A 3,499-nucleotide genomic window follows, 5' to 3' on the forward strand; every position below is an offset into this window, starting at 1 on the left:
ATATATATGTTATGGGGCGAAAAACAAGTGAAAAAAGGCGGCACAGTGATTCCGAAGGTAAGCGACTTAGCGTCGCAGGAATCATTGTGTTCGCCTTTTTCACGGTTGGTTATACGCTTTTAACAATCATATAAATCTTATACAGTCGTATGATTCTTAAATAGCTCTGGTATATTCTTTCAGCCATTCTCTTTCTTCTTCAGTCAGACGTGGGCCGATCTTTTCATATACGTCCTTGTGGTAATTGTTCAGCCATTCTCTTTCATCTCTGCTCATTTCTTCCGGGTCGATTCCGTCCAGATCGATTGGAGCGAATGTGATGGTCTCAAAGTACATGAACTGTCCGTATTTATTTTTCACACCTTTTCTGACGATGAATTCATTTTCAATACGAATACCAAACTGACCATCTTCGTAGATTCCCGGCTCATCTGTGATAACCATACCCTCTTCTAACTGATGGTGTTCATTCTTGCTTGGAACAACATACCAGCGGAATCCGGTCGGTGCTTCGTGGATATTTCCAAGGTATCCGACACCATGTCCGGTACCGCACTGGAAATCCAGGTCCAGATCCCAGATCGGGCCTCTTGCAAGCACGTCAAGATTGTATCCATAGCATCCATACAGGAATTTTGCACGGGACAGACGCATCATGGCACGTACAACAGCAGTAAAGTATTTTTTCATCTGATCCTCTACGGAACCAAGAATGAAAGTTCTGGTGATATCTGTAGAACCTTCGTTGTATCCGCCACCGGTATCATTTAAGAAAAATGCGCCGGATTTCAGCTGAACATCCGATTCTTCACTTGGAGAGTAGTGCATCATGGCAGCGTGATCATCAAAAGCACACAGTGGCTCAAAACTGTCACGGATGTAGCCTTCCTGTTCTGCACGTAATTCAGTTAATTTGGCTGCAGAACTTAATTCGGTGATAGTCTCTTTGTCATAGCGTGTTTTGATCCAGTACATGAATTTTGTGATCGCAACACCGTCCTTAATATGAGCCTCCTTGATGTTTTCAAGCTCAACTTCATTCTTCATGGCTTTCATGAGAATAGTCGGATTTGCTGCCTCTACGATCTTACAAGGAATGTTCTTGTACAGAGCATAATTCATTTTCATTGGATCGATCAGAACAACTTTGTTGGAATCCAGTTTTTTCACATCTTCGTAAATATCATTATAAGGATGAATATTTACATTGTTTTTCTTTAATTCTTCGTGAATCTGGTCATTCAGTTTTGAGTCATCTACGTAGAGCTCTACAGCGTCCATGGTTACGGTTGCGTAGGAGAGTAATAACGGGAAGAAATCAATATCATCTCCACGAATATTCAGAAGCCAGCATACATCATCAAGGGATGCAATAATGTGGGTGTCTGCTCCGTTTTCTTCCATCTTTGCTCTTACACGTGCAAGTTTGGAAGCTGTGCTTTCTCCGGAATATTTTTCTTCCAGGAAAAATGCCGGTTTTTTGGAAAGCTCCGGGCGATCTTCCCAGATTGCATCAATCAGATCTTCAGAATAATTGATTTGAATATTTTTTTCAGACAATGCTTCTTCATATTCCTGACCTTCACCCATAGAAAGAACACGACCGTCAAATCCAACGGTTCCTCCTTCCGGAACATTTGCATTCAGATATTCCGAAATAGAAGGAGTATCGCCGACAAACATCTTCATCAGACGAATGCCACTTCCTTCCAGTTCATTGGTTGCCTGGAAGAAATACCTGCCGTCTGTCCAAAGTCCCCCATCATCTTTGGTAATTACAGCAGTACCGTAGGAGCCACTGAATCCTGTGATAAATTTTCTTGCTTTAAAGTGTTCGCCTACATACTCACTCTGATGGAAATCTGCAGTTGGAACAACATAGGCGTCGATTCCCTTTTCTGCCATCAGAGCACGCAGTTTTGCAATTCTTTCAGCTACAACTGTCATAATAAAAACCTCCTTAATTTGTAAATGTTTTTATAAAAAGAGGCTCCCGAGAATCCGGGAGCCCTTTCCACTGAAAAGTAAATTCTGTTATGTATTGACTTATTTGCCGCCAACCATTTCGTCGAATTTCTTTGTGAATGCTAACATAATAACACCGCAGGCGATGATAACGATTGTAACAATACCATAAGCCTTGACGAATGAGAAGTTAGCCAAGAAGTTGTAAAGTGGGCCGTATCCTTTTCCTGAGAAGAAGATAATGAGTGGCCATACACCAAGTAATGTTCCAAGAAGTTTCTTAGGAGCATATTTGTTGATGAAAGAGTTTCCAAGTGGTGAGAAGATTACTTCACCAACTGTCATGGCAACTGCTGTCAGGATGATGATCCAGATACCAGCCGGATCCTTTGTTCCTTCACCGCTGATGATAGCAGCGATAACCATGCATGCAGTACACAGACCAAGAATGATAATTCCGAGAGCTGTCTTTGTGAACATACCCCAGTCACCCTGTGGTCTCTGTTTCATCTTAGCCCAGATACCAGCAAAGATCGGGCAGAGAATGATACAAAGAAGAGCGTTCATAGAGTCAAACCATGCAGTAGGCATCTGGAAAGAACCAATGTTCCAGTTTGCCCATCCCATACCACCTTGTTCTACCGGGCCAAACTCGTAGTAGACTGGCATGTATACCATGTACCAGATCAACCAGAAGATACCGGAGAACAGTGTTACAATCAGGATAGCGATAACACGGTTTTTCTCAAGTTTTGTAAGTGGAGCGTTGTCTTTTTCCTTGTCAGCAGTGTCAACATTTTCTGTTCTGTTGTCAACAAGGAATGGCTTCTTACCAGCATCGCCGAAGAATCTCATACCGAAGATCCACCATGCACAGTCAATAAATAAGAAGATACCGCAGACGAAGAATAAGAAACGATATCCATATGACAGAGCAAGAAGACTCAGGAATGATGTTCCACAGAAAGAACCGATGTTAACGAACATGTACTGGATGTTGAATACAGAGTCCAGTGTGTCCTGGTCAGCTAATGGGAAGAGACGTCCGTTGATACCGGATACGTTTCCTTTGAAGAATCCTGTACCGATTGATAACAGGATGATCATTGCCCAAAGCATTCCGATTCCGTTTGCTTTCCATGCAAGTAAGTAACTGATTCCCATAAGGATCTCTCCGATTGGTACGAGGAGTCTCGGGCTAACCCAACGGTCAGCGATATATCCACCGATAACAGGTGTGATATAAGTGAATGCTACCAGGTTAGAGCTCATTGCTGCACCTACAGATTTGTCAAGACCAAGACCGCCGTTAGCAGCATCGGTTACGATGAAAATCGCAAGTGCCCATTTAGCAGCGTAGTATGCAAATCTTTCAAAAGAGAAAGAAAGGCTACATACATAGAAACCAAATGGCCATTTCTTTTTTGTTGTTTCCATTTTTAACCCTCCAATTAAAAATATAAAAAGTATTCCCCAATGTGATACTTATCTGGTGAAATACGTATCACATTTAGAACCGAGATAAATATACCAT

At 42.1% G+C, this 3,499-nt stretch carries 2 protein-coding genes; both read right to left on the reverse strand.

Going from position 1 to position 3,499, the window contains the following annotated elements; translation table 11 throughout:
• Positions 1-156 precede the first annotated feature (156 nt).
• Positions 157-1,947, reverse strand: a complete 1,791-nt coding sequence (locus JQM82_RS14645) for an aminopeptidase P family N-terminal domain-containing protein (RefSeq protein WP_235251139.1) — start codon at positions 1,945-1,947, stop codon at positions 157-159.
• A gap of 99 nt (positions 1,948-2,046) precedes the next feature.
• A complete protein-coding gene (locus tag JQM82_RS14650; RefSeq protein ID WP_235251141.1) occupies positions 2,047-3,402 on the reverse strand; it encodes a peptide MFS transporter in 1,356 nt (451 codons plus the stop codon).
• Positions 3,403-3,499: the final 97 nt, after the last annotated feature.

The sequence above is a fragment of the Faecalicatena contorta genome (assembly GCF_021531995.1).
GTDB lineage: Bacteria > Bacillota > Clostridia > Lachnospirales > Lachnospiraceae > Dorea_A > Dorea_A contorta_A.

Bases quoted from the DNA above. Each gene is read 5' to 3' on its own strand.
- JQM82_RS14645 (WP_235251139.1), bottom strand. From the start codon at position 1,947: ATGACAGTTGTAGCTGAAAGAATTGCAAAACTGCGTGCTCTGATGGCA.
- JQM82_RS14650 (WP_235251141.1), bottom strand. From the start codon at position 3,402: ATGGAAACAACAAAAAAGAAATGGCCATTTGGTTTCTATGTATGTAGC.